At 65.1% G+C, this 25594-nt stretch carries 26 protein-coding genes; 14 read left to right on the top strand and 12 right to left on the bottom strand.

Annotated elements, in window-relative coordinates:
• Nucleotides 1-15: 15 nt before the first annotated feature.
• On the bottom strand, nt 16-618 hold the full coding sequence (locus ASE00_RS20575) for a J domain-containing protein (RefSeq protein ID WP_056383590.1): 603 nt from the start codon (nt 616-618) through the stop codon (nt 16-18).
• Between the two features lie 37 nt (nt 619-655).
• On the opposite strand from ASE00_RS20575, the gene ASE00_RS20580 reads away from it, so the two are divergent.
• The 3 genes from ASE00_RS20580 (at nt 656) to ASE00_RS20590 (ending at nt 1634) form a co-directional block, all read left to right on the top strand.
• Nucleotides 656-946, top strand: coding sequence for a BolA family protein (locus ASE00_RS20580; RefSeq protein ID WP_056383591.1), 291 nt, complete (start codon nt 656-658; stop codon nt 944-946).
• 90 nt (nt 947-1036) lie between these two features.
• Nucleotides 1037-1219 (top strand): DUF1328 domain-containing protein, encoded by a 183-nt coding sequence (locus ASE00_RS20585; RefSeq protein ID WP_056383639.1) that lies wholly within the window; start codon nt 1037-1039, stop codon nt 1217-1219.
• Nucleotides 1220-1304: 85 nt separating this feature from the next.
• Nucleotides 1305-1634 carry a hypothetical protein gene (locus tag ASE00_RS20590; protein WP_056383592.1) on the top strand — a complete coding sequence of 110 codons (330 nt, stop codon included), beginning with the start codon at nt 1305-1307 and terminating at the stop codon, nt 1632-1634.
• A gap of 184 nt (nt 1635-1818) precedes the next feature.
• On the opposite strand, the gene ASE00_RS20595 is transcribed toward ASE00_RS20590, so the two are convergent.
• Complete coding sequence (locus ASE00_RS20595) at nt 1819-2898, bottom strand: DUF3667 domain-containing protein (protein ID WP_056383593.1); 1080 nt, start codon at nt 2896-2898, stop codon at nt 1819-1821.
• 76 nt (nt 2899-2974) lie between these two features.
• Here ASE00_RS20595 and ASE00_RS20600 point away from each other — a divergent pair, with 76 nt between their 5' ends.
• Both ASE00_RS20600 and ASE00_RS20605 read left to right on the top strand, forming a co-directional pair.
• Complete coding sequence (locus tag ASE00_RS20600; protein WP_056383594.1) at nt 2975-4255, top strand: glutamate-5-semialdehyde dehydrogenase; 1281 nt, start codon at nt 2975-2977, stop codon at nt 4253-4255.
• A gap of 26 nt (nt 4256-4281) precedes the next feature.
• Nucleotides 4282-4938, top strand: coding sequence for a sulfite oxidase-like oxidoreductase (locus ASE00_RS20605; protein ID WP_056383595.1), 657 nt, complete (start codon nt 4282-4284; stop codon nt 4936-4938).
• Between the two features lie 115 nt (nt 4939-5053).
• Here the strand turns inward: ASE00_RS20605 and ASE00_RS20610 are convergent, their stop codons facing one another.
• From ASE00_RS20610 to acs, 3 genes are all read right to left on the bottom strand, one after another.
• Entirely contained in the window at nt 5054-5362 is a 309-nt protein-coding gene (locus tag ASE00_RS20610; RefSeq protein ID WP_056383596.1) for a hypothetical protein, read from the bottom strand.
• A gap of 71 nt (nt 5363-5433) precedes the next feature.
• Complete coding sequence (locus ASE00_RS20615; protein ID WP_056383597.1) at nt 5434-5976, bottom strand: cytochrome b; 543 nt, start codon at nt 5974-5976, stop codon at nt 5434-5436.
• Between the two features lie 139 nt (nt 5977-6115).
• Nucleotides 6116-8053 (bottom strand): acetate--CoA ligase, encoded by a 1938-nt coding sequence (gene acs / locus ASE00_RS20620; protein ID WP_056383598.1) that lies wholly within the window; start codon nt 8051-8053, stop codon nt 6116-6118.
• Between the two features lie 148 nt (nt 8054-8201).
• Between acs and ASE00_RS20625 the strand changes: the two genes are divergently transcribed.
• A complete protein-coding gene (locus ASE00_RS20625) occupies nt 8202-10091 on the top strand; it encodes an ABC-F family ATP-binding cassette domain-containing protein (RefSeq protein ID WP_056383599.1) in 1890 nt (629 codons plus the stop codon).
• Nucleotides 10092-10280: 189 nt separating this feature from the next.
• Here ASE00_RS20625 and ASE00_RS20630 read toward each other — a convergent pair whose 3' ends face one another.
• The gene (locus ASE00_RS20630; RefSeq protein ID WP_235538773.1) at nt 10281-10619 is read right to left on the bottom strand and encodes a hypothetical protein; all 339 of its coding nucleotides are present in this window, start codon (nt 10617-10619) and stop codon (nt 10281-10283) included.
• 298 nt (nt 10620-10917) lie between these two features.
• On the opposite strand from ASE00_RS20630, the gene ASE00_RS20635 reads away from it, so the two are divergent.
• Together ASE00_RS20635 and ASE00_RS20640 are read left to right on the top strand one after the other, a co-directional pair.
• Entirely contained in the window at nt 10918-11148 is a 231-nt protein-coding gene (locus ASE00_RS20635; protein WP_056383601.1) for a hypothetical protein, read from the top strand.
• Between the two features lie 160 nt (nt 11149-11308).
• A complete protein-coding gene (locus ASE00_RS20640) occupies nt 11309-11701 on the top strand; it encodes a PRC-barrel domain-containing protein (RefSeq protein WP_056383602.1) in 393 nt (130 codons plus the stop codon).
• 369 nt (nt 11702-12070) lie between these two features.
• On the opposite strand, the gene ASE00_RS20645 is transcribed toward ASE00_RS20640, so the two are convergent.
• The 4 genes from ASE00_RS20645 to ASE00_RS20665 form a co-directional block, all read right to left on the bottom strand.
• Complete coding sequence (locus ASE00_RS20645) at nt 12071-12310, bottom strand: hypothetical protein (protein WP_235538774.1); 240 nt, start codon at nt 12308-12310, stop codon at nt 12071-12073.
• 403 nt (nt 12311-12713) lie between these two features.
• Nucleotides 12714-13784: a beta family protein gene (locus ASE00_RS23150; RefSeq protein ID WP_082594870.1), complete on the bottom strand. Its 1071-nt coding sequence runs from the start codon at nt 13782-13784 to the stop codon at nt 12714-12716.
• Between the two features lie 9 nt (nt 13785-13793).
• Entirely contained in the window at nt 13794-14294 is a 501-nt protein-coding gene (locus tag ASE00_RS20660) for an ImmA/IrrE family metallo-endopeptidase (protein ID WP_056383606.1), read from the bottom strand.
• On the bottom strand, nt 14291-14788 hold the full coding sequence (locus tag ASE00_RS20665; protein WP_056383607.1) for a hypothetical protein: 498 nt from the start codon (nt 14786-14788) through the stop codon (nt 14291-14293). The genes ASE00_RS20660 and ASE00_RS20665 overlap by 4 nt, the downstream gene beginning before the upstream one ends.
• A 326-nt stretch (nt 14789-15114) precedes the next feature.
• On the opposite strand from ASE00_RS20665, the gene ASE00_RS20670 reads away from it, so the two are divergent.
• The 4 genes from ASE00_RS20670 to kdsA all read left to right on the top strand — a co-directional run bounded on the left by ASE00_RS20670 (nt 15115) and on the right by kdsA (nt 20644).
• Nucleotides 15115-15405, top strand: coding sequence for a hypothetical protein (locus ASE00_RS20670; RefSeq protein WP_056383608.1), 291 nt, complete (start codon nt 15115-15117; stop codon nt 15403-15405).
• Nucleotides 15402-17513, top strand: a complete 2112-nt coding sequence (locus tag ASE00_RS20675) for a glucan biosynthesis protein (RefSeq protein ID WP_235538775.1) — start codon at nt 15402-15404, stop codon at nt 17511-17513. The genes ASE00_RS20670 and ASE00_RS20675 overlap by 4 nt, the downstream gene beginning before the upstream one ends.
• A gap of 382 nt (nt 17514-17895) precedes the next feature.
• Nucleotides 17896-19770: a glucans biosynthesis glucosyltransferase MdoH gene (gene mdoH, locus ASE00_RS20680; protein ID WP_056383609.1), complete on the top strand. Its 1875-nt coding sequence runs from the start codon at nt 17896-17898 to the stop codon at nt 19768-19770.
• A gap of 22 nt (nt 19771-19792) precedes the next feature.
• Nucleotides 19793-20644 carry a 3-deoxy-8-phosphooctulonate synthase gene (kdsA, locus tag ASE00_RS20685; RefSeq protein WP_056383610.1) on the top strand — a complete coding sequence of 284 codons (852 nt, stop codon included), beginning with the start codon at nt 19793-19795 and terminating at the stop codon, nt 20642-20644.
• Here kdsA and ASE00_RS20690 read toward each other — a convergent pair.
• Complete coding sequence (locus tag ASE00_RS20690) at nt 20641-21960, bottom strand: glycosyltransferase family 4 protein (RefSeq protein ID WP_056383611.1); 1320 nt, start codon at nt 21958-21960, stop codon at nt 20641-20643. The genes kdsA and ASE00_RS20690 overlap by 4 nt on opposite strands.
• Nucleotides 21961-21970: 10 nt before the next feature.
• Entirely contained in the window at nt 21971-23137 is a 1167-nt protein-coding gene (locus ASE00_RS20695) for a glycosyltransferase family 4 protein (RefSeq protein ID WP_056383612.1), read from the bottom strand.
• A gap of 100 nt (nt 23138-23237) precedes the next feature.
• Between ASE00_RS20695 and ASE00_RS20700 the strand changes: the two genes are divergently transcribed.
• Together ASE00_RS20700 and ASE00_RS20705 are read left to right on the top strand one after the other, a co-directional pair.
• Nucleotides 23238-23900, top strand: coding sequence for an ABC transporter ATP-binding protein (locus ASE00_RS20700; protein ID WP_056383613.1), 663 nt, complete (start codon nt 23238-23240; stop codon nt 23898-23900).
• Between the two features lie 124 nt (nt 23901-24024).
• Complete coding sequence (locus ASE00_RS20705) at nt 24025-25209, top strand: polysaccharide biosynthesis/export family protein (protein ID WP_056383614.1); 1185 nt, start codon at nt 24025-24027, stop codon at nt 25207-25209.
• Nucleotides 25210-25594 lie beyond the last annotated feature (385 nt).

Raw genomic sequence — 25594 nt, forward strand, 5'->3', positions numbered from 1 at the left:
GGAAAATCATGCTGCTTATGCGAAGGCGGGACGGCCTTTGAGCTGCGTATAAGCCGAAATCACGTCCTGCAAAGCCTTCTCGTGGCTGCGGTCGCCACCATTTCGATCGGGATGATAGCGGCGGACAAGCTCGGCATAGCGCGTACGCAGCGCCCGGCGGTCGGCATCATGGCCGAGTCCCAGCACCTTCAGCGCCCGCCGGTCGCCGTCGGACAGTGGCCGCCCGTCGGGCCGCTCGCGTGCGGCGGCCTGTGCGAACTTCGCGCCGATCGCATCGAGAGGATCGACGAAATCGGCCCAACGCGGCTTGTCCCCAGCCCCCGCGGAAAAGGCCCGCGTCTCGCGTTCCCACCCGGCATAGGGGGTCTGCTGCGCCTCGATCTCGTCGGCGCTCATCCCCTCGAAGAAATTATAGCCGCTGTTGAAGGCGCGGACATGATCGAGGCAGAACCATCGCCAGTCGCCGGGCCCGTCGAAACCCGATCGCCGCCCTTGCGCTGCGGGCGCACGAAACTCTCCCGGCTCGTCGCAGCCAGGGTGCATGCAGGCGCGCCGCGCGTCTTCAATCCGTCCATGAAACCGGGCGCGAGGACGCCGGGCCGCAAAGTCTTCGCTCAAGTCTCGCCTCTTTCTTCCATGCGTCTATATAGGGCGAATGAACGAACTTCCCACCGCGGCCGGCCCCGTCGCCGCCGAAATTTCCCGCCGCCTGACCGCAGCGCTGGCTCCCACCCGCCTAGCCGTTATTGACGACAGCGAGAAACATCGCGGCCATGCCGGGCATGACGGGTCGGGCGAAAGCCATTTCACGGTGGAGATCGAGAGCCCGCATTTCGCCGGACTCAACCGCGTCGCCCGGCAACGCGCGGTGAACGGCGCACTCGCCGAACTGCTGCGCGACACGATTCACGCGCTGGCGATCAAGGCGCGCGCGCCGGGGGAATAAGCCGCCCGCGATATCGTTACGTCTACCAATTCATTGGAACCCGCATCTGTCTCGCCCGTTTCTACTCCACATCCAATGGGAGTGATTTCGATGCTGAAATGGGCGCTTATCTTTCTCGTCGTCGGGCTCGCGCTCGGCGCGCTGGGCTTCGGTGGGATCGGCGGCGCATTCGTCGGCCTGGCGAAGATCCTGTTCTTCATCGCGATCGCTCTCTTCATCATCTTCGCACTGCTGGCGCTGTTCGCCGGCAAGAAGATCAGCGACGCGGTGTAGAGCGTCGCCGACAACAGTGTAGCGTTGCTTATCTGGGCCGCACCGTCCTCTGGGCGGGGCGGCCCACTTGGTTTATGGTGGCGCCATGAAGATTGCTTTCGCCCTGATCCCAGCGCTGCTCGCCGCCAGCCCGGCGTTCGCGCTGAAGAATGATTTCAGCGACCAGCTCAAGAAGCTGCCGCCGCTGCAGCAGCGCGCGGTGATGCGCCGCGCGGTCCTCGACGACGCGCAATATTGCAGGCGGATCGGCCCGGTCGCCTATCAGGGGCCGTACAAGAATCTCGAGATGTGGACCGTGCAGTGCGACAAGGGCGCGGCCTATGCCGCGTTCATCGGGATCGACGGATCGGTGCAGGTACGCCCGTGCAAGGACCTTGCGGGTCTGAAGCTGCCGACCTGCCGGCTGCCAAAGTAGGGCACCCCCTTCCACCCCTCCGTCATGCTGAACTTGTTTCAGCATCCACCGCGAGGCTTAGGCCGAACCATGAGGCTCTGGCTATCAGGCTCGATCCCCTCTTGGCTTGCTCGGGTGGAGGAGTGGATCCTGAAACAAGTTCAGGATGACGATCAAGGAGGGGATGCCTTGCCCCTCTCCAGCGTCAGGCCCCCATCGCCACCAGGAAGATGAAGAAGATCAGCGCCGACGTATAGGCGGCGAAGATCAGCATCCACATCCGCCACCAGGCACCCCAGCGGCCGAGGCCATAGGCTTCTTTCAGCTGGCGATACATATGCCAGGGCGGGAAGAGCAGCAGGGTCAGCCAGATCAGCGCATTTGGCAGGCCGAGGATGCCCGCGATGCTGAGCGCGACCACCATCAGGGTCATCGCCGACAGCGAATAGGTGGCGAAGATCGCGTGATCATACATGCCGACGTCGCGGCGGAAGGCGAACAACAGCCAGATGAACGGCAGGGAGATCGGGATCAGCGCCCAGGAGAATTTATAGGCGCTCGACTGGAGCTTGTAGGCGGTGAGCTCCGGGTTCGCGGCGGCATGGCTGATGATCTGGTCGACGCCGGGCACGCCGGTCTTGAGCCCGGCCTTCTCGACATCGATCGGCTCGCTCTTCACCGCGGGCTTGAGCACCCCCTTGGTGATCAGCCTAAGCCCGGCTTCGTCCGACGCCAGATCGCCGAGTTGCTCGTTGATCTCAGCGGTGCTCTGCCCCTTGGCCTGCAGCGCCCGCCTTTCGGCCTGCAGCCCCGCGATCTTCTTTTCGAGTTTGGCGAGGTCGTTGGCCGCATCGGTACGCGCCTTCGCCATCGACGCCGCGTCGGTGGGATTCATCAGCGGCCCGCCGCCCAGCCCGAACACCGCGACCATCAGGAAGACCGAGAAGAGGAACAGCGCCATCGGCGAGACGAAGTTCACGCGCTCGCCCCGGACATAGCGGCGGGTCAGCTCGCCCGGCCGCCAGAACAGCAGCGGTATGGTGTGCCAGGTGCGCCCTTCGAAATGGAAGACGCCATGGGCGATGTCATGAAACAACGCCCCGGCGGTGCGATGGATATGCGCCGACTGGCCGCACATATGGCAATGCGGCCCGGCCAGCGTCGCGCCGCAGTTTAGACAGTCGCCGCCATGACCATGGTCGCCGGCCTTGCCTGCGCCATCCACCGCATGCGCGGCGACAGCCCCGGTGGCGACATCGGCGACGGCTTCGAATTCCCCCGACATGGCGCGAAGCTAGCATTGCGTGGGGCCAAGCGCGAGTGGGCTTTAGCGAAAAGCCCCGAGATGCTAGGGGCAGCGCATGACCGAAGCAGCGACCCTCCTCCGCCCCGCCGACGCAACCTCCCTGATCGCGGGCATGGGCGCGCGCGCCCGCGCCGCCGCGCAGGTGCTGGCGGCGACGCCAACCGCGGACAAGGCCCGGGCGCTGACCGAGGCGGCCAGGGCGATCCGCGTCCAGGCCGACGCGATCATCGCGGCCAATGCCAAGGATGTGGCGCGCGCACAGGCCAATGGCCTGACCGCAGCGATGATCGATCGGCTGACGCTCAACCCCGCGCGGGTAGAGGGGATGGCAGCGGGGCTCGACGCGGTGGCGGGTCTGCCCGATCCGGTCGGACGGATGATCGACGAGACCAGCCGCCCCAACGGCTTGGTCCTCCAGCGCGTCCGCGTGCCGCTGGGCGTGATCGGCATCATCTACGAAAGCCGCCCCAACGTCACCGCCGACGCCGGCGCGCTTTCGTTGATGTCGGGCAATGCCTGCATCCTGCGCGGCGGTTCGGAAGCGACCGACAGCAATCGCGCGATCCATGCGGCGATGGCAGAGGGCCTGCGCGCCGCCGGTCTGCCCGAGGACGCAATCCAGCTGGTTCCGACCACCGACCGCGCGGCGGTCGGCGCGATGCTGGCGGCGCAGGGCCTGATCGACATCATCGTGCCGCGTGGCGGCAAGAGCCTGGTCGCGCGCGTGCAGGACGAGGCGCGGGTGCCCGTGCTCGCGCATCTCGACGGCATCGTACATCTCTATATCGACGGCGCGGCCGATCCGGCCAAGGCGCTGCCGCTCGCCGTCAACGCCAAGATGCGGCGCACCGGCATTTGCGGCGCGACCGAGACGCTGCTGATCGACCGCGCCTATGCCGATCCCGCGCCGATCCTGGGCGCGCTGATCGACGCGGGCTGCGAGGTGCGCGGCGACGCCGCCGCCCAGACGCTCGATCCCCGGATCAACCCGGCCAGCGACGCCGACTGGGATTGCGAATATCTCGACAGCATCGTCTCGGTCGCGCTGGTCGACGGGGTCGCGGGGGCGATGGCGCACATCGCGCGCCACAGCTCGCACCATACCGATGCGATCGTCACCGAGGATCAGCCGACCGCCGACCGCTTCCTCACCGGCGTCGACAGCGCGATCGTGATGCACAACGCCTCGACCCAGTTCGCCGATGGCGGCGAGTTCGGACTGGGCGCGGAGATCGGTATCTCGACCGGCCGCCTCCATGCGCGCGGCCCCGTCGCGCTCGAAGGGCTCACGACCTATAAATGGCTGGTACGGGGTTCGGGGCAGTTGCGACCGTAAGGCGGGTTTGAAGCGGGAGACATGCGATGAGCGATGACGACCTTCCGCCCGAAACCAAGCTGACCCGTTCCAAGCGGGCCTGGGCGAGCAGCAACAAGTTCATCACCGGCACCACTGCCCGTCCAGAGAGCGAGCGGCTGCCGCCCGGCCAGCATATCGTCCGCGACTGGCCGGTGCTCGATCTGGGCAAGCAGCCCGATGTCAGCCGGGAGCGGTGGAAGCTGCGGATCGGCGGGCTGGTCGACCGGCCGCAGACGCTCGACTGGGCGGCTTTCATGGCCTTGCCGCAGACCCAGGCGCGGTCGGACATCCACTGCGTCACCACCTGGTCGCGCTACGACAATGACTGGACAGGGGTCGCCACCCGCGACCTGCTCGATCTGGTCGGCCCGCGCGACGAGGCGAGCCATCTGATGCTGCACGGCTATGACGGCTACACCACCAATGTGCCGCTCGCCGATTTCGCCGCGCCCGAGGCGATCATCGTCCACAGCTGGCAGGGTGCGCCACTGAGCCGCGAGCATGGCGGGCCGGTGCGGCTGGTGATCCCGCACCTCTATTTCTGGAAGAGCGCGAAATGGCTCGGCGGGATCGACTTCCTCGGCGCGGACAAGCCGGGCTTCTGGGAAGTGAACGGCTATCATATGCGCGGCGACCCTTGGGCCGAGGAGCGCTATAGCTAGGCCCATCGGGTCATCTGAATCGGAAGTACACCATATAACATCGTCATCCCGGGCTTGTGCGGGCGATATGCGGTTTAATGGTTGCATGGGCCGGGATGACGAAAGAACGGGCTGTCTATCCCCGCTTGACCGGCCGCTGCCCGATCAGTGCCTGCCAGCGCTTCGTCTGCGCCACCGAGCGCGAGGCGGTGTAGGTCTCGCATTCCGAGTTCTTGTTGCACAGGATCATGCCGCCGCCATTGGCGCCGTTGTCGCAGCCATAGCTGCCATATTCGCTGATCCCGAGCAGTTCGCCGCCGGCCTTGTTGCACGCGCTGCGGACCTGGTCCTTGGTTGCCTTGATCTTGCCGGCCTGCGCCATGGTGACCGGCATCGACAGTGCGGCGAGGGCAAAGGACAGGGTGATCGAGAGGGTCTTCATCATCTTTCTCCGTCAGACATGCCCCCATGATCAGGACCATGCCGCGGAGCGCGCGGGCGTGCGCGTGACCGGGCTCACGCCCCGGGCGCGGCGCGCCACATGCGGGTGAGGATATTATCCTTCAGAATATAATGGTGGCGCAGCGCCGCGCCGATATGGACGAGCAGCAGCACGCCCCAGCCGATGCCGAGCAGCTCATGCGCCTCGTGCGTCGCCTCGGCGAGCAGCGACCCCTTTTCGACCGCCAGCTTGGGGATGTCGAACAGCCAGAAGAACTGCAGCGGATATTTGCCCGCCGAGCTGAAGATCCAGCCTGTCATCGGCAGCGCGATCATCAGCGCATAGAAGAGCCAGTGTAGCGCATGCGCCGAGAAAGCCTCCCAGCGCGGCATCGCTTCGGGCAGCGGCGGGGCGGGGTGGGTGATCCGCCAGTAGAGCCGGAACAGGCTCAGCGCCAGCACGACGAAGCCGATCGACTTGTGGATCGGCATCACCGGAAAGATCTCGCCCAGCGGATCGTGGAGGATACCGCCGATGATGTTGCCGATGATCAGCAGGCCGATCGTCCAGTGCAGGAACCGGGCAACGCGATTATAATGCAGGGCCGCTTCGGTCATGCTGTCCTCCTAAAGCCCCCTCTCCCGCACGCGGGAGAGGGCTGGGGTGAGGGAATGACGTAGAGACTATGCCGGAACGCTGAAAAGAAGAAGGCCCTCACCCAACCTCTCCCGCGAAGGCGGGAGAGGGGAAGAAGGCTCACCCCTTCACCCGGTTCGCAACCAGATCGTCGACCACCGACGGATCGGCGAGGGTGGAGGTGTCGCCCAGCGAGGAGACGTCCCCTTCGGCGATCTTGCGCAGGATGCGCCGCATGATCTTGCCGCTGCGCGTCTTGGGCAGGCCGGGGGCGAACTGGATCGCGTCGGGGGTCGCGATCGGGCCGATCTCGGTGCGGACCCAGTCGCGCAGTTCCTTGCGCAGCGCCTCGCTCTGTTCCTCGCCCGCGTTCAGCGTGACATAGGCGTAGATGCCCTGGCCCTTGATATCGTGCGGGAAACCGACGACCGCCGCCTCGGCCACCTTGGCGTGGAGGACGAGCGCGCTCTCCACCTCGGCGGTGCCCATGCGGTGCCCCGAGACGTTGATCACGTCGTCGACCCGTCCGGTGATCCAGTAATAGCCGTCCTCGTCGCGGCGGCAGCCATCGCCGGTGAAGTACTTGCCGGGATAGGTGCTGAAATAGGTCTGGAAGAAGCGCTCGTGATCGCCCCAGACGGTGCGCATCTGCCCCGGCCAGCTCCGGGTGATGCAGAGGTTGCCGTCGGTCGCGCCCTCGAGCACCGCGCCTTCCGCGTCCACCAGCTCGGGCACCACCCCGAACAGCGGCCGCGTCGCGCTGCCGGGCTTCAGGGCGGTAGCACCCGGCAGCGGGGCGATCATCGCCGCGCCGGTCTCGGTCTGCCACCATGTGTCGACGATCGGGCAGCGCCCTTCGCCGACCACCTCATGATACCAGCGCCACGCTTCGGGGTTGATCGGCTCGCCGACCGTGCCGAGCAGCTTCAGGCTCTTGCGCGAAGTCTTCGCGACGAACGCGTCGCCATCCTTCATCAGCGCGCGCAGCGCGGTCGGCGCGGTGAAGAGGATCTCGACATTGTGGCGATCGACCACCTGCCAGATCCGGCTCGCATCGGGCCAGTTCGGCACGCCTTCATACATCAGCGTCGTCGCGCCATTGGCCAGCGGCCCATAGACGATATAGCTGTGCCCGGTGACCCAGCCGATATCCGCCGCGCACCAGTAGACCTGCCCCGGCCGGTAATCGAAGCAGACCTCATGGGTCAGGCTCGCCCACAACAGATAGCCGCCGGTCGTGTGCAGCACGCCCTTGGGCTTGCCCGTCGATCCGCTGGTGTAGAGGATGAACAGCGGGTCTTCGGCGTCCATGCCCACAGCAGGGCAATCGGCCGACATCTCCGCCGCCGCGTCATGATACCAGATGTCGCGGCCGTCCTGCATCGGCACGTCGCCGCCTGCCGCCTTGATCACGATCACGGTCTGCAGGCTCGGCGCGATCTTCGCCGCCGCGTCGACATTCACCTTGAGCGGAACGAGCTTGCCGCCGCGCCGGCCATGGTCGGCGGTGATGACGATGCTGCTGTCGCAATCCTGGATGCGCCCCGCCAGCGCGTCGGGCGAAAAGCCGCCGAACACCACCGAATGGATCGCCCCGATCCGCGCACAGGCGAGCAGCGCGAACGCCGCCTCGGGGATCATCGGCAGGTAGACGGTCACCCGGTCGCCCTTCGCCACGCCCTGCGCGCGCAACACATTGGCGAAGCGGCAGACCTCCTCATGCACTTGGGCGTAGGTGAAGCGCCGCGGCTCCTCGCTGGGAACGTCGGGTTCCCAGATGATCGCCACCTGGTCGCCGCGCTCGGCGAGATGCCGGTCGAGGCAGTTCGCCGCGACGTTCAGCTGCCCGTCGGCGAACCACTTCACCCCGAAATCGGCTTCGTGGAAGCTGCTCTCGTTCGCCCTGGTCGGAAAGCACACCCAGTCGAGCCGCTTCGCCTGCTCCAGCCAGAAGGCGTCCGCATCGTCGATCGAGCGGGCATAGAGCCGCTTATAATCCTCTTCCGTCACCCTGGCTTTCGCCGCCCACTCGGCCGGCACGGGATAGAGATCGGTCATAAGGGCCCCTCACGCTTATCGAATCATGCGCGTCTAATGCTTCGGCGGCGTCACGGCTTCAAGCCAGGATCGGCGTTCCGCCCCTTCCTTGGGAGGACCCAAAGGCCCCTCTTACTCCGCGCCCCAAAATCCTCTATCGGCCCGCCCCATGCTCAATTTCTCGAATCTCACCGTCCGTCTCGGCGGCCGCACGATCCTCGACCGCGCCTCCGCCGCGCTGCCGCCCAAGGCGCGCGTCGGGCTGATCGGCCGCAATGGCGCGGGCAAGTCGACGCTGATGAAGGTGATGATCGGCAGCATGGAGGCCGACGACGGCGATCTCGACAAGCCCCGGAATCTCCGCATCGGCTATATCGCCCAGGAAGCGCCGAGCGGCACCACCACCCCGATCGAGGCGGTGCTGGCGGCGGACACCGAACGCGCCGCGCTGCTGATCGAGAGCGAAACCTGCGAGGACCCCGACCGACTGGGCGAGGTCTATGAGCGGCTGATGGCGATCGACGCCTACACCGCGGAGGCGCGCGCCGCGACCATCCTCGTCGGCCTCGGCTTCGACGAGGAGATGCAGGGCCGCCCGCTCGACAGCTATTCGGGCGGCTGGAAGATGCGCGTCGCGCTCGCCGCGCTCCTCTTCTCGGAGCCCGATCTTCTCCTCCTCGACGAGCCCTCGAACCACCTCGATCTCGAAGCGACGCTCTGGCTGGAGAATTTCCTCAAAAGCTATCCGGCGATGATGGTCGTGATCAGCCATGAGCGCGACCTGCTCAACAATGTCGTCGATCACATCCTCCATCTGGAGGGCGGCAAGACCACGCTCTACGCCGGCGGCTATGACAGCTTCGAGCGCCAACGGGCCGAACGCGCCGCCCAGCTCGCCGCCGCCAAGGCCAATCAGGATGCCCAGCGCGCCAAGCTGCAGGATTATATCGCCCGCAACTCGGCCCGCGCCTCCACCGCGAAACAGGCGCAGTCGCGCGCCAAGATGCTGGCGAAGATGCAGCCGATCGCCGCGCTGGCCGAGGACCCCAGCCTCTCCTTCGATTTCCCCAGCCCCGACGAATTGAAGCCCCCGCTCGTCACGCTGGACATGGCCAGCGTCGGCTATACCGAGGGCAAGCCGATCCTCCAGCGGCTCAACCTGCGCCTCGATCCGGACGATCGCATCGCCCTGCTCGGCCGCAACGGCAACGGCAAGACCACGCTCGCCCGCCTCCTCGCCGCGCAGCTCAAACCGATGGACGGCGCGATGAACGCCACCGGCAAGATGCGCGTCGGCTACTTTACCCAATATCAGGTGGAGGAACTCGACGGCGACGATACCCCGCTCGAACATATGACGCGGATGATGAAGGGGATGACCCCGGGCGCCGTCCGCGCCCAGCTCGGCCGCTTCGGCTTCCAGGGCGAAAAGGCGACCACCAAGGTCGGCAAGCTCAGCGGCGGCGAACGCGCCCGCCTGGCGCTCGCGCTGATCACGCGGGACGCGCCGCACATGCTGATCCTCGACGAACCGACCAACCACCTGGACGTCGACGCGCGCGAGGCGCTGGTCCAGGCGCTCAACGCCTATGAAGGCGCAGTGGTGGTGGTCAGCCACGACCGCCACATGATCGAACTCACCGCCGATCGCCTCGTCCTCGTCGACGGCGGCGAGGCGAAGGAGTTCACCGGCAGCCTCGACGATTACACCGATCTGATCCTCGGCAAGAACCAGCCCAAGGGCGGCGGCGGCGAAGGCGGCTCGGGTGGCGGCGGCAAGGCTGGCGGCAAGAAGGACAAGAAGGCCGCCGCGCAGGAACGCGAGAAGCTCGCCGAACTGCGCAAGACCGTCAAGACGATGGAAGACCGCATCGCGAAACTCACGGCCCGCCGCAGCGAGATCGACCGCGCGATGTTCGACCCGAAATCGGCGAGCCCGGCGGACGCGAAACGCACCACCGGCGACCTGATGAAGCTGCGCGCCGATGTCGAGAAGGAACTGGAGACGGTCGAGGCCGAATGGCTGGAAGCGAACGAGGCGCTGGAAGGGGCGGCCTGACGCGCTTCAACCCCGCCCCCCCTACCGCAAGCGGAGGGGCGGGCCCACGCGACCACTCGAATCCCGCGACCTCCCCATCCCCCACACCGTCATCCCGGACCTGATCCGGGATCCAGCTTCTTCTTCTTCTTCTTCTTTTCTTCTTCAGCTACCCCCGCGCATCCCGACGAGGAGCCCGGCTAACCCGCATCAACGAACCTGCACGTCGAACGCGAACCACGCCCCCGCGCTATGGTCATAGATCTGCACCTGCCGCTCGCTGACCTGCACCGAATAATGCCCGTCCGAGACCCGGTCATAGCCGCTCGCCCGCATCCCATCGACGATCAGCGACACATAGGCCTTGTCCTTGGCATCATAGATTTCGGGGAGCGTCCCGCCGAACTTCGCCGACCGGTCGCCGTCAAACCCCTGCAGATGCTCTCCCCGCGCCTCCGCCGCGATCCGCCGGTGCTGCCCGGCGGCATGGTCATAGAGCCCCGCCACCGTCTTGCCGGTGATGAAGGCATAGGCGGCCGCTGCGGCCATGGCGCGTGTATGGGGTAGCATCGCGCGAGGTGGCATTGATGGGGGCGGGAAAGCAAGCCTGTTGCGGGGTATTCGTTGCCGAGGCGCATCGCATATCGGCGTTCGATGCACTGGCCGAAACGACGCCGGCTTCGGGGCCGTCAGGAAACGGCCGGCTTTCCACGCCGACAGAAAGGCGAACGGCCAACATCCGCTTGCAGGCGCGCCCCGGCCCGAAGGGCTTTTGCAGAAACGAGACCTTGTCGGATGCGGAACAACAACCGCTGTCCGGCGTCTTTCGCGGGATCGGAGATTGGATATGCTCAGTACGGCACTAGGCGCTCTCATCGGAAGCGCGATCGACGGCGCGGATGGCGACGATCCGACGGCGGACGGGGCAATCATCGGCGCGGCCACGGCGACGGTCGCGCGCGTCCTTGTGCCGATGGCGTTCACCTACTTCGTCGGTTGGGCGGTGCTGAAAGGCGTTTCTTCCGCCAAGGACGCCCTTTTGGGTACGGAGTCAGGCGAACGCGCCAACAGCCGCTAAACGCGCAAGGGCCGGGCGCAATCCTCCGGACAACCGAGGATCGGATCGGGAATTGGCGGTCCAGCATGTGGAGGCTCTGGCCAGCCGCTGCACCTGTCGAACGCCGGCAGGAACCGGACCGCTGCTCCCCTGGTTATGGGCGGATAACGAAGGAACGCTCATGGCCCAGCCCGATATCCCGACACAGCTTCTGATCCAGTCGAACGCCGCCGATCAGATGACCGTAAAGAGCCGCGACGGCGAAAAAATCGGCTATGTCTTCAGCTTCATGATCAACAAGCGCAGCGGCCAGGCGCTGTATGCGGTGCTCACCATTGGCGGCTTTCTCGGCATCGGAAAGGCCTATTACCCGCTGCCTTTCCAATTGCTGGCCTACGACCCCGCGAACGATGGTTATCAGGTGACGATCGACCGTCGCCTCCTCGAAGGCGGTCCAAGCTGGGCCAACAATCCACCCTTGTTCGATCAGAGCTACGCCGATCGCGTTGCGAGCTATTATGGCGTGGCCAGCGAGAGCCTCGCGCTCGATACGACGGGGACGGACGCCCTTTAGCAGGATCAGAGCGGCCGCCCGGTCTTCGCGGCTTGGGGACGGCTTTTACGCATAATTCGTGCAAATATCCGGCATCAGGACGGATATCTGCCGATCCCGAACGAGAGCGCCGTGGTGCAGCGCAGATGTCGGCCGTCCCCGCTTGGCGGCGGATCGGCCTTGTCCTTCGCGTCATGGATTTCGGGCAGCGTCCCGCCGAACGTCGCCCAACGGCCGCCATCATCAGCCCTTCAGATGCGCCCCCCGCGCCTCCGCCGCGATCCGCCGATGCTGCCCGGCGGCATGATCGGAAAGCCCCGCCACCGTCTTGCCGGTGATGAAGGCATAGGCGGCCGCGCGGCCATGGCGCGCATGGGGGGCGTCGTCGGCTCAGCTGCGCGCGAATTGCCCCGGCTGGGCGCCAAAATGCTCCCGGGCAAAGGCCCGCGCGGCATTCATGCTATGGAACACTTCGTCCTGAAGAACGAGCTCGACGAGCGGATAATTTTGCGAATTATACCGGGTCTTCCGCACGGTCAGCCGAAACTCGCCCGGCCCGCTGCTCGTGATCAGGAACGGCTTTACCGGCACGCGCGACATATCGGCCGGTCTGGAGCTTCTTGTGGTCATCTAAAAATCCTTATCCCATGTTCTGCGGGCATCGCCGCGGTGGTGCATCCCGCTCGATCAAGCTTCATGGGCAAGGGAGAAGGTGGAGTGCGTATCGGGGGAATCCGATATCCGGCTGCACTGTAGCGCACCCGGCGCCATTATTGAAGCGCTGGGAACGAGTTGGCTAGAAAGACGTCCGGATTTTCGCCGGCTGTGGACTGGCAGGTCCCAGGCGCTGACACCAGCAAAGCGGACGTTGACCGCCGACCCGTTCGGTATAAGCGAGATGCTCTGTGAATCGCCAAAGTTGGGCTGGTTACAGAAGGGCAGCTCTTGCCAGGGCCGACATCATACGAAGAGCTGACCTAAGCGCGAGACAGCCTCTCAGTGGACACGTTAATTTATGGCATTAAGGTAGCGATCAGTCATCCGTGAACGGTTCGTCTCCGTCTATCACGACGTTATTCGCTCCAAAGAATGCCTGCTGATGCAGGTGAATATTGATCCGAGCGGCCGCTGCGGTAGCAGGACTCCTTATAGCGCCCGGCTCTCCACTGGCAGTCCAACTAATGGTGTAAGTTCCCCAAATATTTAGGTTGGCTGGCCATTCAGAGTCGTCAATGACCCGCTGGGCGATGTCGGTATAGTCCTCGTTGTCTTCTAGATCTTTATCACGCCTGAAGGTGATCCATTGATTCGAGGTCGGAAGATCAATCCTAGGCACATTGCGCATAGGAATCTGTTCAGTTGAAGGTGGCCGAGTGCTTCCCCAATCTCCATAGATGAGAGAAGCGGCATTGTGGCGCCTAACTAGGTTATTGTATAGGTGGCGCTCTTCGACCGAAATTACCCCGCGATTATTTATGTTCACGAATGACGAGGGGAAGCTGCTGCCGGAGATTACAAGTTCCGTTTCCGGATGCTCGCGGGACACCCGTTCAACAATAGCCGACGCCCACATCTCGTGACGAATAAGGTCGCGCGACCAACCGGTATCAATGAAAAAGGAGACGTCGGCGAACCGAGCTAATACCTGATCGACTAAGGAAATCGGATCGCGAACGGCGTCATGTTCAATACGCACCACTACGCCCCGGTCCAAATTGTCGATATGGGCGGCTTGAACATCAAGCTGGGGCGCTTCGCCACCTTGAATCCGAAGGACGGGTATAGCCTCGGCAATGTCGCTTACCGCATCGTAGTAGTTGGCGAAGCCGTTTCGACTGAGAAACAGATCGTCAAACTCGGCACAAGCTGGACGATCGCCTCCAGCGTTCCGTTTGGTAGCATCCAAATCGAGAGCAAATCGCCGGTTGCCGATTGCCTCTGCAATCTTCTCCCAAGTTCGAACAAGATGCTTGGCGTTCGGCCAAGGACGCGCAACAATAACTGGAAAGATGCGATCCTTGGTAGCAGCGGGTAGCTGACCCAAAGCCTTAATTTCGGCAACCCTAGCGTGTAACGTCGGGCAGTAAGGATAATTTTCCAGCATCTATGCCCTCTAGGCAACTCCCAAGCGCACTTTCATAGCAGGAACTGATACACGGAATATAGAAGCCAACTGTTCAATGGCTTCTTCCGTCCGGCTCCCGCCTAGGCGGTCTAATTCCCGGCTCACCGCATGGGCTGGCATAACGATATCCGCTGCCAACCGGTTGGCCTCCGTTTCCTTGCGAGAAGTGAGGTTCGACCGGTACATGATGCTATCGACCACGCCCGATCCAATGTCGTCACGATGCAGCAGATAGTGGGCGATCTCGTGTGCTACGGTGAAGCGCTGCCGTTCCGGCATCTCATACTTATTGACCCGAATTTCGAACCCAGCTGCGGCGTCGCTCGAAGGCTGGATCAACCCGGATATTTTCGGCGGGAGCGGCGCACGAACTACCTTCAGGCCAAGTTCGGTGGCTAGCTGACCGACCTTAACCGGAAAAATGGCCGTGAAGCGAGCAACGATCTCAGCTTCATTCGCTCGAACCCTATCGGCAAACGCCAGCGTCATTTTTCTTGATCGCCCTCCGCATGATCTTCGCCCTCGGGCTGATCCTTGTCGTCTGCCTCAGAGTCGATTGGATCGACACCCATGAACGAGAAATAGGTCGTCTCTTCCACCACCCGCTTCTCAATAATTTCCATTATTTCGTCAGCTTTGGCGTCAGCGGCCGTCGTCATCCGCTCGTTGAGCATCTCCATCAGTCGACCGTCACCTTCAAAACCGGTAGTCAGAAAGTCTTCCGTCTTGGAATGGACCTTTTGCTCGATTGTCGTCCAGCCGACAAAGCCGAACACGGCTAGAAAGATAGCGAGCACTGTCATCAACAGTGAAACGGCGGTCAGCATGATCGATATAAAATCGGCATAAGAAAGCGTGTAGCTGCTGGTGCCGAAATGGCGGGTTAATCCGCCACCAACCACGCCGGAAAGGAGGCAAAGCAGAACTACACCGGCAACCTTCAGGAGGCCAGTCAGCCAAGCCCTGCCTTGGTTATTCGACATCGATGGCTCCTGGATGGAACATTATAAGAACATATAATAGAGCGACGAACAGGTCAACTCATGGTCCTGCATCTCTATTGATCGCCTCCCGCGCCTGCGATCGATATGTCGAATGGCGAGATCGACAAAGCCTATTTTGCCGCCGCTGGCGCCTAATCACCACCCACGGACCACCATCGGGTTTCGGTAAACCACTATTAAGGTCACAACGGGCGTATAAGTGCGCTTCGCGGCCATAAAGCGATATATCACACAAAAATGTTCTTTTTTTGTTCTTGCCTTTTTCCGTCGTCAATGCTAGACACTTCGCCCGCGAAAGGCATCTGATGAACAGTATGACCAAGCCCAAGGCGTCATCCCGCAAGGTCAATCGCGGGGGCGCGTCCGAACCGATGACCCAGATGAGCGAAATGCTCATGACGCAGGCGCTCACCCTCGACGGCATGTTCACCGAACTGGTCGACCATGCCGCCACCAACCTTCCGCAATATCCCCTGACCGGCGAGCGTTTCGCCCGGCTTGCGCTGCGGGCGCAGTCGAATTGCAGCGCGTCGCTGGTGGCGATGGCCAAGGCGCAGAAGGCTTTGCGCCCGGCGCAGGACGACGCCGCCGAATGAGCGGCGCGGCTGCGGCGGAAGGCCCAGCCGTCGAAACCCTACAATCCCTACAAATCCTCGATCCCAAACCCAAGGCACCCGAACCCCTCTCGCTCGCCGCCGCGCCGCGCTGTGGTGCGCGCACCCGCTCAGGCGCGCCGTGCCGGTCGCCCGCCGTTACGGGGAAGGCGCGGTGCCGGATGCATGGCGGCAGCGCGGGCAGCGGCGCGCCGCGTGGCAATCGCAATGCCTGGAAACATGGCTGGCATTCGGCGCGGGTGCGTGAGATCGCCGCCTATGTCCGCGCCACCGGCCCCGCCGCCATGCGCCGCGCGCTGGCGGACGAGGCGGCGGAGCGGGCAGCGAAGGAGGCGGCCGAAAATAAAAAACATCGAAAATGCGACAACGACCCCATGCAACGGCGCGGCCCGTCCGGCCCGGGCGGCGCGCCACCGCAGGAAAGTCCGGCCTACAGCCCCCGTTCATCTTGCCCCGCTACGGGAACCATCGCGGCCCCGCCGGAGTCTGGACCGCAGGTGAAACGAGGGCCTAAAACCGCGGATATGATCGACAGACGGCAAAGCATCGCGCTGCTCGGCGCGCTCCTCGCATTCGGCGGCAACGCGCTCGCCGCCGCGCCGCGCAAGGCTGGCGGGGCGGGCGGCGCGGGCCAGCCGTTCAGCTGGGATTGGCTCCGCGCCCATGCCGCCACCCTGGCGCGCGGCCCGGCGCGGCCGCTGCCGCAGCCTGATTCGCGCGCCCATGCGGTCGATTATGACGCCGCCAACCGCATCAGCTTCCGCTCCGATCGCGCGATCTTCCCTGACGACGGCTATGCGGTCCGTCTCTTCCCGCTCGGCCGCTATGCCGCCGCGCCCGTCGCGATCTCGGTCGTCGAAAATGGCCGCGCCCGCCTGATCGAGCATAGCGAGGATATGTTCGCGGTCGCGGCCGGTAATGGCCCTGCGCCCGCCATCGTCCCCGGCGTCTCGGGCTTCCGGGTGATGAACAAGGGCGGGGTGGGGGACTGGCTCGCCTTCCAGGGCGCCTCCTATTTCCGCTCGGCGGGCGCGCTCCACCAATATGGCCTCTCGGCGCGCGGCCTCGCGATCGATACCGGTATCGACGGGCGTGAGGAATTCCCCGTCTTCACCAGCTTCTGGCTGGAGCGCGGCGCGGAGAGCGGGGCGGGTCTCACCGTCTACGCCCTGCTCGAAGGGCCCAGCGTCACCGGCGCCTATCGCTTCGTCAACCGCGACCATAGCGGCGGCAAGGCGGGGCAGGGCGAGATCGTCCAGGACGTCTCGATGGCGCTCTATCTGCGCCGCGACGTCGAACGACTCGGCATCGCCCCGCTCACCAGCATGTTCTGGTATGACGAGGGCAACCCCGCGCAGCGGATCGACTGGCGGCCCGAAATCCACGATTCGGACGGCCTCCTCATTCACAACCGCGCGGGCGAGCGGATCTGGCGTCCGCTCGGCAATCCGCCGCGCGCCACCATCAACAGCTTTGCCGACAGCAAGGGAGCCAGCGCCTTCGGCCTGTTCCAGCGCGACCGCGCCTTCGATCATTATCAGGACGACGGCGTCTTCTACGAAAAGCGCCCCAGCCTCTGGGTCGAGCCCAGGGGCGATTGGGGCCCGGGCGCGGTGATGCTCTACGAGATACCGACCAGCCGCGAGACCGACGACAATATCGTCGCCTTCTGGACCCCGGCCCGCCCGGCCCGCGCGGGGAGCAGCTTCGCCTTCGACTATCGCCTGCGCTGGATCGCCGGCGAACCCGATGCGCCGAAGCTCGCCCGGGTGGTCGAGCGCTGGACGGGCACCGCGGGCCGCCCCGGCACCGATCCCATCCCCAATGCCCGCCGCCTGGTCGCCGATTTCGAGGGGCCCTCGCTCAAGGGCTATGATCGCGGCTCGGGCGTCACCGCGTCGGTCACGCTCGATCGCGGCAAGCTGCTCTCGGTCGATTGCTACCCGGTCGTCGGCCGGCCGAACCGCTGGCGCCTGATCGTCGACGCCACCCGCACCGACGCCCCCGCCAACCTCCGCGCCACCCTCGAACGCGGCGACGTGCCGCTGAGCGAAACGCTGATCCATCAATTTTATGGGGCAGGGGCGTGACCTCCTTCATGCGCCTAGCCCCACCACCCGCTCATCCTGAGGAGCCACTGAGCTCGTCGAAGTGGCGTCTCGAAGGGCGCAGCCGATCCTTCGAGACGGGTCTTCGCCAGGCTCAGCCCCTCCTCAGGATGCGCGGGGAGGAGAATATTCTGGCCTCGCCATATGCTTATTATGAGGCTGGGTTCCGACCAAGCAGCCAGCCGTTCCTCATTTCCGCTCATCCTGAGGAACCACTGAGCTTGTCGAAGTGGTGTCTCGAAGGGCTTGTGCAGCGCACCAACGCAGGCCATCTAGCCGGACGTTGGGGCAACTGGACGCAAAGCCGGGCAGATATGGGGAAAAATCTGTCATGAGCGACAGCCATCAACGCGAGTTGTGAATTTTGTACCGGATTAACAACGACATAGAGGATGCATCCGCGCCGGGTGCGGGCCGGCCGGGGCAGGGGGACCTGCCACCCGAAGCGCCGCTCGCCATGCCGGTGCAGGATTTGTCGCGTGCGCCCGTCGCCGCGTCGCGCGAACCGCTTGGCTATGTCGGCCCGCTGTTTCAGCGCCGCCTCTACCTGATCGTCGGCAGCTTCCTCTTCGGCCTTCTCGCCGCGCAGGAGATGTTCACCCCGCTGCGTTCGGACGGGATCGACTGGATCGACGCGGGCTTCTTCCTGCTCTTCTTCGGCCTGTTCGCCTGGATCGCCTTCGGCTTCCTCAACGCGGTCGCGGGCCTCTTCGTCCTGCTCGGCCGCGGCCCGGTCATCGCCACGCGGCACGGGGGCGATCTCGTCCTGCCGACGAAGCGCACCGCGGTGCTGATGCCGATCTATAATGAGGATGTCGGCGCGGTCTTCCGCCGCCTGCGCGCGATGACCGAATCGATCGATCGCGTCGGAGCGGCGGACATGTTCGACTTCTTCATCCTCAGCGATTCGCACGAGCGCGCCTACGCCAAGGAATATGTCGCCTTCCTGCGCCTGCGCGATGAAAGCCGCGCCAGCGTCTTCTATCGCCGCCGCGAACACAACGTCGCCCGCAAGCCCGGCAACATCGCCGAATGGGTCGGCCGCTTCGGCGCGGCCTATGAGAATATGCTGGTCCTCGACGCCGACAGCCTGATGACCGGCGCGGCGATGGTCCGTCTCGCTACCGCGATCGAGGCGCGGCCGTCGATCGGCCTGCTCCAGACGGTGCCCCAGCTGATCAACGGCCAGACGATGTTCGCGCGCTGGCAGCAGTTCGCCTCCGCGGTCTACGGCCCCGTCGCCTCCGCCGGCCTGCGCTGGTGGTCGGGGACCGAGGCGACCTTCTGGGGCCATAACGCCATCGTCCGCGTGAAGGCCTTCGCCGAAAGCTGCGGCCTGCCCGAACTGCCCGAGGGCAGCCTGCTCGGCGGCCACATCATGAGTCACGACATGGTCGAGGCGGCGTTGCTGCGGCGGCGCGGCTGGGCGGTCCACATGGTCAATCTGCCGGAGGGCAGCTATGAGGAATTCCCGCCGACGATGATCGATCATTCGGTCCGCGACCGGCGCTGGTGCCAGGGCAATCTCCAGCATCTCCGCCTGCTGAACGCCGCCGGGCTGCACTGGGTCAGCCGGCTCCAGCTGTTCATGGGCGCTTCGGCCTATCTCACCTCGCCGCTCTGGCTGCTCCTGCTCGGCGCTGCGACCTTCGAGCAGCTGCGCGCCAATTTCGACGGTTTCGTGCTGATCTCGTCGGGCTGGCTGCTCGGGCTCACCCTGCTCATGCTGTTCGGGCCCAAGGTGATGGCGCTGATCGCGCTCACCCAGGATGGCGAACTGCGGCGGCAGCTCGGCGGCTGGCGCAGCATCGTTCGGGGCACGCTGCTCGAAACCGTCACCGCGATCGTCACCGCGCCGGTCATCATGCTCACCCAGACGATGGCGATCATCGACATATTGCGCGGCCGCCAGAGCGGCTGGCTGCCCCAGCGGCGCGAGGTCGAGGGGCTCGATTTCGGTGAGGTCACCCGTTTCTACGCCTGGCACATCGCGCTCGGCGCGGCGCTGATGACCGCGATCGCGGTCGGTGTCGACGGCACCATCTGGTCGCTCCCCGTCGCGGTCGGACTGATGCTCACCCCCTTCACCGTCTGGGTCACCTCGCGCGCCGACATGGGCGACTGGCTCGTCCGTCGCGGCTATTTCGTCTCGCCCGCCGATCACCGCCGTTTCGAGGAAGGCCCCGTCGAAGCGGCCGAACTCGTCCTCGAACCCAGCTTCGTGATTGCGCGGGGCTAGGCTGACCGCCTAAGACAGACGCATGAACCTGTTGGGACGCAAGGTCGGGCTGGACGAGCCCCTGTTCGTGATCGCGGGGCCCTGCGTGATCGAGTCCGAAGCGCTGGTCCTCGGGGTCGCCGAGCGGCTGCGCAAGATCGCCGACACGCTCGGCATGCTGATCGTCTTCAAGAGCTCCTTCGACAAGGCGAACCGCAGCTCGAACGCTTCCTTCCGCGGCCCCGGCCTCGATGGCGGTTTGCGCATCCTGGAAAAGGTCCGCGCCGAAACCGGGCTGCCGCTGCTCACCGACGTCCACGATGCCGAACAGGTCCGCGCCGCGGCGCAGGTCGTCGACATCGTCCAGACCCCCGCCTTCCTCGCCCGGCAGACCGACCTGATCGAGGCCGCGGGCGCGTGCGGCAAGGTCGCCAATATCAAGAAGGCGCAGTTCATGGCGCCTGCCGACATGAAGCAGGTCGTCGCCAAGGCGAACGCCGCTGCCGAGGCTGCGGGCCGCGCGGCGCAGATCCTCGTCACCGAGCGCGGCACCTCCTTCGGCTACAACAATCTCGTCACCGATCTGCGCGGGCTGGTTATCATGCGCGAGACCGGCTGCCCGGTGGTCTTCGACGCGACCCATTCGGTCCAGCTCCCTGGTGCGCAGGGCACCTCCTCGGGCGGCCAGCGCGAGTTCGTTCCGGTGCTGGCGCGCGGCGCGGTCGCGGTCGGCGTCGCGGGTGTCTTCATGGAAACGCACCCCGATCCATCGCAGGCGCTGTCCGACGGCCCCAACGCCTGGCCGCTCGACCGGCTCGAAGATTTGCTGACCGAACTCCAGTCGCTCGACGCCCATGGCATCGAGGCGCGGAAGCGCTGGCCGGAGCAGGCCTAGGCGGAGAGGACCTTGTCGTACATCGCGCTCAGCCGCGCCTGATAGGCCTCGTCGCTGAACTTTGCCGCTTGGGGCCCGGCGGCAGCGGAGAGACGGGCGGCGAGGGCGGGCTCGCGGTCGATCGCCCGCATCGCCCCGGCGATCGCGCCGGCGTCATAGGGGTCGACCAACAGCCCGGCCTCGCCCACCACTTCGGGCAGCGAGCTGATGGTCGAGGAGATCACTGGAGTGCCCAGCCGGATCGCCTCGAGCGCGGGGAGGCCGAAGCCTTCGTAGAGCGAAGGGAAGAGTACCGCCTTCGCCCCGCGCGCCAGCCGCAGCAGCATCTCGCGCGGCAGATAGTCGAGCTGGACGAGCCCCTTCGCCTGCGCCTCCCCATAGAGCGAGATGCCCTTGCCCCCGCCGAAGATCCGCGCCTCCTGCTCGGTCCCCCAATGCCGCGCGCCGACGATGACCAGCGGGGTCTCGCTCTGCGCGGTCAGATAGGCCTCGATGATCCGCGCGAGGTTCTTCTTCGGATCGAGCGCGCCGAAGAACAGGAAGTAGCCGCGATGCTCCAGCCCGAACATGTCCGCGACGACCCGCGCATCCTCCGCCGGATCGCGCGCCAGCAGCGCCTCGGGGATCGGCGCGGTCTGATAGCTGTTGGTGACCTTGTCGGGCGACAGCTGCGGGAAGAGGGTCAGGATATCGGCGCGGCTCGCTTCGGACACGGTGCAGATATGGTCGCCCTGCGTCACGCACAGCTCGATCAGCCGATGATAGGCCTGCTTGTTGTCGAGCGTCGTGTACGGCAGTTTGAGCGGCACCAGGTCGTGCAGCGTGTAGATGTTGCGCGCGCCCTCCAGCCGCACCGGGATCGGATAGGTCCAGTGCATTATGTCGGGCGGGTTGGGGATGCGCAGTGTCAGGAACTGCCCGCTGCGGCGCAACCGCTTGTCGGCGATGTCGAACAGCCCCGCGCTGCTGACCAGCCGGTCGAAGGCGGGAAGACGATCGGCGAAGGCCTGCGTCTCGACCGCGCCGGTTATCGGTACGTCGACGCCCTGCGCGGGAAGCAGCGACCGGAACCATTCGCGCCGCATCCGCCGCTTGTGCTGCTTGCGGTTCTCGGGTGCGCGATTCTTGCCGATCCGGTCGAAGAACAGCAGCTCGCGCGTCCCTGGCTTCGATCCGACATCGATCCCGAACAGCCCGAGTGTCTGGTGGCCGAGTTTGGCGACGGTGCGCGCCAGGCCATAGCCGTACGTAGCGACGCCCGTGCCGCGCGGCATGGCAAGGTTGAAGCCATCGATTCCGATTGTGCGCCTGGTCATCCGCGTCCGCTTAGCCTGCCGCCGTCTCGCGGTCGAGCAGCTGACGATGCACTGCGTCGAGCCGGTCCGCGAAGGCCGTCGCGGTAAAATGCGCGCCGCGCGCGAGACCCGCCTTCGACAGTTCCGTAAGCAGATCGTCGTCGGCGAGACGGGCGATCTGCGCCGTCAGCTCGGCCACCGACAGCGGATCGGCGAGCAGCGCCGCACCGCCCGCCACTTCCTCCGCCGCGCCACCGCGCGCGGTCAGCACTGGCGTGCCGAGCTGCATCGCCTCGATGATCGGCAGGCCGAATCCCTCGGTGATCGTCGGGAAGAGCAGCGCGCGAGCATTGGCCATCAGCGCCATAAGCGTCCGCCGGTCGACATAGGGCAGGCGGATGACGAACGGGCGGGCGTCGAGAAAGGGCGTGATTTCGTCGGCGCGCCAGCCATCGGGCCCTGCGATCACGAGCGGAAGCGTCGCACCGCTGTCGCGATAGGCCTCGACGAGCCGGACAAGATTCTTGCGCGGTTCGACGCTGCCCGCGAACAGCATATAGCCGCCCGCCGCCAGACCTGGGGGAAGCGGCGCATCTCCAGCGGACACTTCCACGCCCGGCAGGCAGGCGCTGATGATATCGGGTCGGCAGCCGAGCGCGGCGATGATGTCGCGCCGCGCCGCCTCGGAGACGGTCAGCAGATGTTCGGCGCTGCCTGCGAGCGCCGCGAGCAGCCGGCGATGTCGTGCCGGATCGATCTGGCTCAGCGCCGGATGGGTGATCGGGATCGCGTCATGAACCGTGTAGATGTTGATCCAGCCTTCGATGCGGATCGGCAGCGGATAGGTCCAGTGGACGATCCCGCCGCGCCCTGGCGCGACCAGCCGCAACAGGCTGCCGTGGCGGTCGAAATGGACCTGTGACAGGCGGAAGATGTCACGCGCCACAAGGTTCCGGCCGGCATGGTGCAGGGCGCGCGGCCGGTCCACCAGCGCATCGCCCCAGCGGATCCAGCGCGATATCTGCCCGGCGGGCCCCATAGGCCGCCCACAGCTAGGATCGGCGATCTCGATCGGCGTGCGCCCCGCGCGGTCGAGCGCGGCGAGCAGCGCCTGCGCATAGGTTGCTACTCCGGTGCCCTCCCGGCCAAGCATGCGCGCATCGATCGCGAAGGGCGTGTTTTGCGTTTGGCCGGCCATCGTCTATGCAGGACCGCATTGCAGCACAGGCGCACAGCGTCCAGCTTTTTGTGCTTGTGCCGAGTTGTGCTTTTGTGGCGAGGTTTGGAGAAGCCCTTCAATGATCCGGTTCGACAATGTTTCGAAGACCTACCACATCCGCAAGTTCCAGAAACAGGTTTTCAGCAATCTGAGCTTCACGATCCGGCGGGGCGAGAGCATCGGCATCTGCGGGGCGAACGGCGCGGGCAAGTCGACACTGATGCGGCTGATTTCCGGGGTGGAGCAGCCTACGTCGGGCAGCGTCGAGCGGAGCATGACGACAAGCTGGCCGATCGGCTTCCTCAGCTGTTTCCAGCCGGGCATGACCGGCAGCGACAATGTCCGCTTCATCGCCCGCATCTATCGCCAGCCAGAACAGGAGGTACTCGATTATGTCGAGGATTTCGCGCAGCTCGGCCCTTATTTCCATCAGCCGGTGCGGACCTATTCGTCGGGTATGACCAGCCGCCTGGCCTTTGGCACGTCGCTGGCGATCAACTTCGACTGCTATCTGGTCGACGAGGTCACCGGCGCGGGCGATGAGCGCTTCCGCAAGCGCTCGCAGGAGGAACTGCACCGGCGTCGGGAGTCGGGCACGCTGGTGATGGTGTCGCACGACCCCCACACGCTCCAGCAATATTGCGATCGCGGCGCGGTGCTCTACGGCGGCAATCTGACCTTCTACGATACCGTCGCCGAGGCGTGCGAAGTCCATCACGGCCTGCAGATGCGCGCGGCGTGAAGCGGGCAGGGGCTGTTCTTCTCTTTCGAATTGGACGAATGGGGCTTGACGCGCGGACGCCTCCCGCGCTTCTCCTTCCCGCGCAAGTCACAGATTTGCCGCGATTGTCGATATAGGGTCGTTCATGCATTCCAGTAATTCCGCCCGCTTCAAAATGACCGGCGCTTTGTCGATGCTCGCGCTCACCCTGTCGGGCTGCGCGGCGCTGCCTTCGAGCGGCCCGACCGGGCGACAGGTTATCCGAGGCGCGCAGGCGCCCGACGCGGCGCTAAAATTCGATGTAGTCGATCTCGATGGCGCGGCCTTCCAGAAGCTGATCGCAACCCCGCCGTCCGGGCGCGGAGCCGGGCAACTGGCGGCGCTCGCCCGCGAAGGGAGGGTCGACCGGATCGCGCCCGGCGACGCGCTGCAGATCAATATCTACGAAGTCGGCATGACGCTGTTCGGCAACAGCACGCAGAGCGCGACCGCCGGCCTGGGCACGGCCGGAGCGGTCTCGGCCGACGTCGGCGACACCGTACGCTCGCAGCCGGTCAACGTCGTGACGGTCGCATCCGACGGGACGATCCGCCTGCCCTATGTCGGGCGGCTGATGGTCGCTGGGTCGACTCCATATGACGTCCAGAGGATGATCGAGCAGGCGCTGCACGGCAAATCACAGAGCCCGCAGGCGCTGGTCACGGTGGTGAACAGCCCAGGCAACAGCATCTATCTGATCGGCGATGTGAACCGGTCGGGCCGGATGCAGCTGACGGCCGCCCGCGAGCGGCTGCTCGACGCGGTAGCGAGCGCGGGAGGCGCCAAATCGAGCAGCGCCGATACCGTGATAAGGTTCACCCGCGGCGGGCAGAGCGCCGAGATGCGGCTGGGCGATATACGCGCCGGCAGCGGCGACGATCTGACGCTGTTGCCGGGGGATCGGATCGAACTGATCGTCGAGCCGCGTAGCTTCAGCGCGTTCGGCGCGACGCCGAAGGTGTCGCAGGTTCCGTTCGAAACGCCGGCGCTGTCGCTGGCGGAGGCGCTGGCCCGGATCGGCGGCCCCAACGATGCGCAGGCGGATCCCAAGGCGGTGTTCCTGTTCCGCTACGATGCGGCCGCGATCGCGGCTGGGGAGCCGCCGGTTATTTATCGCCTCAATCTGATGAAGCCGGAAAGCTACATCATCGCGCAGAACTTCCCGATGCACGACAAGGACCTGATCTACATCGCCAACTCGGCGGCGAACCCGGTTAGCAAGTTCGTCGGCATCCTGAATCAGCTTTTTGCGCCGTTGCTGACGGCGCGGGTGCTGACGAGAAACAACTGATTCGCGCCTTTCAGGCTTGCCTCACGGCCCATTTTCTGGGCTTTTTTCCCTGCTTTGGCAGGAAAAAATAAGGTGTTTAGAAAAGAGCTTGACGCTCTGTAGGGTTTCTCATAGAAGCGCCCCTCACCGGCGGTTACGGAACGGTTTTTCCGGTTCGTTTCCAGGCCCTTTATCTGATCGTCAACGCGATCTCCCTAGGCTCTCAAGGTCTGGGTGGTAATTGGCTGTCTGGTATCTTTCTCATTGTTGGAAGATGAAGGGACATGTGGGCGGCGGCTCCGGTCATTCACGGCTTCAAGGCGTGGTTTGGTCGGTAAAGCTTAAGTCGTTCACTGTCCTAATATGCAAACACACTTTGTGTATTGTGCAGGAACGGCTCCTTGAA

Source organism: Sphingomonas sp. Root710, assembly GCF_001429065.1.
Taxonomy (GTDB): domain Bacteria; phylum Pseudomonadota; class Alphaproteobacteria; order Sphingomonadales; family Sphingomonadaceae; genus Rhizorhabdus.